The sequence below is a fragment of the Parvibaculum sp. genome (assembly GCF_049672805.1).
GTDB lineage: Bacteria > Pseudomonadota > Alphaproteobacteria > Parvibaculales > Parvibaculaceae > Parvibaculum.
The window spans coordinates 1-5,146 of record NZ_JBATWS010000392.1 but is presented as its reverse complement, the minus strand read 5'-3'; the positions used below and the strand labels follow the sequence as shown (position 1 = coordinate 5,146).

Annotated in this window: 8 protein-coding genes; 1 reads left to right on the top strand and 7 read right to left on the bottom strand. The window is 60.0% G+C overall.

Annotated features, from left to right (window positions below; genetic code table 11):
* The 6 genes from WBF74_RS12220 to WBF74_RS12195 all read right to left on the bottom strand — a co-directional run.
* The coding region (locus WBF74_RS12220) for a MerR family transcriptional regulator (RefSeq protein WP_424440227.1) at window positions 1-258 on the bottom strand (258 nt) is incomplete at its 3' end.
* A gap of 76 nt (window positions 259-334) precedes the next feature.
* Window positions 335-652 (bottom strand): integration host factor subunit alpha, encoded by a 318-nt coding sequence (locus tag WBF74_RS12215; RefSeq protein WP_424440224.1) that lies wholly within the window; start codon window positions 650-652, stop codon window positions 335-337.
* A gap of 141 nt (window positions 653-793) precedes the next feature.
* Window positions 794-1,771: a beta-ketoacyl-ACP synthase III gene (locus WBF74_RS12210; RefSeq protein WP_424440221.1), complete on the bottom strand. Its 978-nt coding sequence runs from the start codon at window positions 1,769-1,771 to the stop codon at window positions 794-796.
* A complete protein-coding gene (plsX, locus tag WBF74_RS12205) occupies window positions 1,768-2,847 on the bottom strand; it encodes a phosphate acyltransferase PlsX (RefSeq protein WP_424440218.1) in 1,080 nt (359 codons plus the stop codon). The genes WBF74_RS12210 and plsX overlap by 4 nt, the downstream gene beginning before the upstream one ends.
* Window positions 2,848-2,967: 120 nt before the next feature.
* On the bottom strand, window positions 2,968-3,531 hold the full coding sequence (locus WBF74_RS12200) for a YceD family protein (RefSeq protein WP_424440215.1): 564 nt from the start codon (window positions 3,529-3,531) through the stop codon (window positions 2,968-2,970).
* Window position 3,532: 1 nt separating this feature from the next.
* Window positions 3,533-4,018, bottom strand: coding sequence for a ubiquinol-cytochrome C chaperone family protein (locus WBF74_RS12195; protein WP_424440212.1), 486 nt, complete (start codon window positions 4,016-4,018; stop codon window positions 3,533-3,535).
* A 188-nt stretch (window positions 4,019-4,206) separates the two neighbouring features.
* Here WBF74_RS12195 and WBF74_RS12190 point away from each other — a divergent pair, with 188 nt between their 5' ends.
* Window positions 4,207-4,710, top strand: coding sequence for an outer membrane protein assembly factor BamE (locus WBF74_RS12190; protein ID WP_424440210.1), 504 nt, complete (start codon window positions 4,207-4,209; stop codon window positions 4,708-4,710).
* A 103-nt stretch (window positions 4,711-4,813) separates the two neighbouring features.
* On the opposite strand, the gene WBF74_RS12185 is transcribed toward WBF74_RS12190, so the two are convergent.
* Window positions 4,814-5,146 (bottom strand): sodium/proton-translocating pyrophosphatase (locus tag WBF74_RS12185; RefSeq protein ID WP_424440207.1); only part of this gene is annotated, 333 nt, incomplete at its 5' end.

Below are 5,146 nucleotides of genomic sequence, written 5' to 3'. Positions count from 1 at the left end.
GACGAACTTCACACCCTGTTCGCGAAAGACCTTCTGAACGCCCTTGATGGTGTAGCCGTCTTTATAAAGAAGCGTGCGGACGCCGCGCAGCAGGTCCACATCTTCGGGGCGATAATAGCGCCGCCCGCCGCCACGCTTCAGCGGGCGGATCTGGCTGAATTTGCTTTCCCAGAACCGGAGCACATGCTGCGGCACATCAAGCTCGGCCGCGACCTCGCTGATGGTCCGAAAGGCATCCGGTGACTTTTGTACAGACAAATTAAGCCTCTGCTGGTCTTCCCCGATCCGTTATCTCAACACAGAGCGGTTCTGAAGCGGTCCTCTATCCCTGAACTCAATCCGTCGCGGCCTGCTTGCCATTGAGCGCGCTATTGATGCGCTCCTTGAGAACATGGCTCGGCCGAAACACAAGAACGCGCCGCGGCTTGATCGGAACTTCCTCGCCTGTCTTGGGGTTGCGCCCCATGCGGCCGCCCTTCTTGCGCACGGAAAACGACCCGAAAGACGAAAGCTTCACCGTGTCGCCCTGAGCCAGACAGTTGGAAATCTCCGCCAGCACGAGTTCAACCAGCTCCGCCGACTCGTTCCGTGACAGTCCGACTTCCTGATAGACCGCCTCGCTCAAATGAGCACGCGTAACAGTTTCCCCCATGGCCTCCACCTTTGCAGTTTGACCCGAAGCCTATTGTGAGCCTTGAAACCCGTCAATATCAACAGGATGGCTCATTTCTCTTAGGTAAGAGATTCAGGATATCCGCTAATTTCGCGGAAACGCACGACACTCCGACTTAACCTAAAATCTGAACAGCAGCGACCCCCAGGTGAAGCCACCACCCATCGCTTCCAGCAGCACGAGATCGCCGCGCTTGATCCGCCCGTCCTTCACGGCGCTGTCGAGCGCCAGCGGCACGGAGGCGGCAGAAGTATTGCCGTGGTCGCCCACCGTCATCACTACCTTTTCAGGCGGCAGGCCGATGCGGCGCGCCGTGCCGTCAAGGATGCGCTTGTTCGCCTGATGCGGCACGAACCAGTCGATCGCATCAACGGAAAGCCCCGTGGCTTCGAGCGACTCGGTAATGGCTTCGGCGATATTCACGACCGCGTGGCGGAAGACCTCCCTGCCCTCCATCCGCACATGGCCCGTGGTGCCGGTGGAAGACGGGCCGCCGTCCACATAGAGCTTGTCCTTGTAGCGGCCATCCGAATGAAGGTGGGCGGTCAGGATGCCCCGGTCATCATTCGTGCCTGTCCCTGCCTCGCCCTTCACGACCACGGCGCCCGCCCCGTCGCCAAAGAGCACGCAGGTCGTGCGGTCCGTCCAGTCGAGCAGGCGAGAGAAAGTCTCCGCCCCGATCACCAGCGCGGTCTTCGACTGGCCGGTTTTGATGAAGGTATCGGCCACCGTCAGCGCATAGACAAAGCCGGAGCAAACAGCCTGAATGTCAAAGGCCGCCCCGTGATAGAGGCCAAGCGCCGCCTGAACGGTCGTCGCCGTTGCCGGAAAGGTGTTGTCCGGTGTCGTGGTCGCCAGAATGATCGTGTCGATCTCCTGAACGTCGATCCCGGCATCGGCAATCGCCGCCTTCGCCGCAGCAAGGGCAAGGTCGGAGGTCAGTTCATTGTCTGCCGCGATATGACGATTATGAATGCCGGTGCGCTCGACAATCCATTCATCCGTTGTATCGACAATCTTTGCGAGATCATCATTCGTCATTACGCGGGATGGCAGATAGCTGCCAACGCCGGCCACTACGGTTCGGATAACACTCACGACAATACAGCCTCGGATTCGGGGGTTTTTGTTTTTTCATTATCGCCTGCCCCGCCAAGCTGCTTCAGCTTGTCGAGATCCGCCTCGATCTTTGCCACGAGATCAGCGGAGGCTACTTCCACTGCCACATCAATTGCGGAAGCAAAGCCCACATCATCAGTGCCGCCATGGCTCTTAACGACAAGGCCGTTCAGGCCGAGAAAGAGCGCACCATTGGATGCCCGCGGATCGAGCTTGCTCGACAGTACCTTGAAGGCGCTGCGCGCAAAAACATATCCTATGCGCGACAGGAGAGAACTCGCCATTGCCTGACGCAGATAATCAACCACGAGCCGCGCCGTGCCCTCTGCCGTCTTGAGCGCGATGTTACCGGTGTAACCATCCGTCACCACCACATCGACCGTGCCCTTGGCGATGTCGTCGCCTTCCACGAAACCGTGGAACTGACTGGCGAGATGCGAGCTGCGCAGTATCTGTGCCGCGCCCTTTACATTCTCCGTCCCCTTGACCTCTTCCTCACCGATATTGAGAAGCCCGATGGTCGGCTGCTTCAGATTGAAAAGGACACGTGCAAACGCCTCGCCCATCGCGGCGAATTGCACGAGCTGATGTTCGTCCGCTCCCACTGTCGCCCCAAGATCAAGCGCAACACTTTCGCCACGCGCTGTCGGCCAGATAGCGGCGAGCGCCGGACGCTCCACATTCGGCATCGTCTTGAGGATGACCTTCGCCATTGCCATCAGCGCGCCCGTATTGCCGGCAGAGACAGCCGCCTGCGCGCGACCTTCCTTCACTGCATCAATGGCGCGCCACATGCTGCTAACCTTGCGGCCACGACGAAGCGCCTGGCTCGGCTTGTCATCCATCGCCACGGCAACATCCGTGTGAACGAAATCCGATGCGGAAGCGACACGCGGATATTTTGCAAGGACAGGTCCGACAACAGCTTCATTGCCGAAAATGACGAAGCGGATGCTCGGATGTCGGATCAGCGCAATGTCCGCGCCGCCGATCACAGTCGCCGGACCATGATCTCCACCCATTCCATCCAGCGCTATCGTCAAAGCCCGTGTCACCAGCCAGACCCCCTGTACATACTGCCTTCCCCCGCGAAGCTATCGCTCGCGGGCGCGTCCCGAAGATACAGGGTTGATAGGCCCAGACAATAGCTGCTTCTGGCCACGAATCGGGCCAACTCAATAATTTTTCTTGAGTTTTTCCAGCACCGCAAAGGGGTTCGGCTTGTCTTCCGAAGCGTCATCCTCTTCTTCCGGCTGCGTTTCGAAATTCACGCCCGGTTTGCGGGGATAAGGGTTCATCGCAAGGGCGAGCCTTTCGGCCACCGCCTCACCGATATTGATGCCGCCATCTTCCAGCGGCTCCGGCGCATCTTCCGCTTCAATGTCTATGGCGATCTCGCGCTCGGCACCTGGCACTTCGCGCGCCGCGCGCTCGATCGCCTTTTCAGGGAGATAACGCTGCCGGAACTCCTCGCTGACATGCTCGCTGACAGGCTCAAGCGTGACGACGCAACTCTGCGCGAGGTCCGCTTCGAAGCGACATTCCAGCGTCAGCCCCTCCTTGCGATAGGGGCGGACCTGTGCCGTGCCGACGAGGCGGGTAAGCTCCACAATGTCGAAGCGCTCGGCAAGACGCTGCCGCGAGGCCTCATCCGCCTCGAAACGCACTTCCCGGCCTGACGGCGGCACATCGGACACCGCGATGAAGAGGCTGAACTCCGGCTGTATTTTCTCTGTCATCTCAACCAGCCTTGCCAGCTTCGGGCGCAAAGTGAACATCGAACGTGACGCGCCCCGCTATGATCTCATCTGCGGATTGCGCCTCAAGCGCTGCATCGGCGCGCCGCACATAGTCCGCAAGTGCCACGGCGCGCGCATCTGCCGCCTCGGCACCATAGACGTTCCGGGCAAGCGCCTGCGCCAACTCGTCCCCTTCCTCGGCCAGACCTTTGTCATAGGCCTGCATCCGACCATAGAAGGACGAGGCAAGCGCCTTGATCTTCTTTCCAACCGACAGGTCGCCAACCCCCATTTCACGGAGCGTCTGGTCCATATCGTCAAACAGAATGTCGAAAAGCTTCTGCCCCGTCTCCTTGCCCGGCGCGCCCGCCTGCCGGAGCCGCCTTATCAGGAGATAGGTGTGGAGCGCCACAAGCTCGAATCGTCCCTCCACCGTGTCGGCGACCTTGCCCTCCAGATAGAAGACAGGCGATCTGGCCTGCCGCACGCCGACCCCATAAAGTGCAAAAGGAGCATCATCACGAGGCGCGCCGCCAAAAAACCGTTTCCATACCATAGCGTCGCTCAATCCTCGCGGTGTAGCCTAGTGAACCTCCCTCGAATGCCGATTGAATTTACCGGGCGACAAGGGTAGGTCAACGATTGAAGTTTTTCAGGTCCGAGGAGACCCGTACCATGACACTGCCCCGCTTGCACCGCCATGCCCGGCTTACGGCCGCCGCAGCCTGCCTTTCGGTGGCAGGAACGCTCGGCGCCTGCGCCCCACTGGTGAAGCCGGTGGTCGTGGATCGCGGCTATATTTTCGAGGTGGATGACCTGGCCAAATTGCAGGCCGGCGCCACCAAGGAACAGGTCCGCAGCATCATGGGTTCCCCCTCCACCATTTCGACGGTTGAAGGCGAGGCCTGGTACTACATTTCAAGCAAGTTCGAGACGCTGGCCTTCTTCGAGCCAAAGGAAGTCGAGCGCACGGTTGCGGCCATCTATTTCGACAAGACCGAAGTGGTGCAGGAAGTCGCCTATTACGGACTTGAGGACGGCCAGATCGTGAATTTCGTGGATCGCAAGACGCCCACCCGCGGCAAGGAACTCACCGTCCTCGGCCAGATCTTCGGCAATCTCGGCCGCTTCAACAATCCGGTTGGCGCGATGCCGACGGACCCGTCCGGCCGCCGCTGACCGGACCGGAGGCGCGGGCTACAAGCGCCCTCGCGCAACGGCCTCAAACAAAAAGCCCCGCAGATCGCTCTGCGGGGCTTTGTTCTTGGGAGGCTGCCCTCTCCTAGTGCGCAAGCACCGCAAGAAGAAGCAGCGCCACGATGTTCGTGATCTTGATCATCGGATTCACAGCCGGACCGGCGGTGTCCTTGTAGGGATCACCAACCGTATCACCTGTCACGGCAGCCTTGTGAGCTTCAGAGCCCTTGCCGCCGAAATTGCCGTCCTCGATGTACTTCTTCGCATTGTCCCATGCGCCACCGCCGGAGGTCATGGAGATCGCGACGAAGAGACCCGTCACGATCACGCCGAGCAGCATGGCACCGACCGCAGAGAAGGCGGCGGACTTGTCGGCAATACCGAGGATGATGAAGTAGAGAACGATGGGAGACAGAAC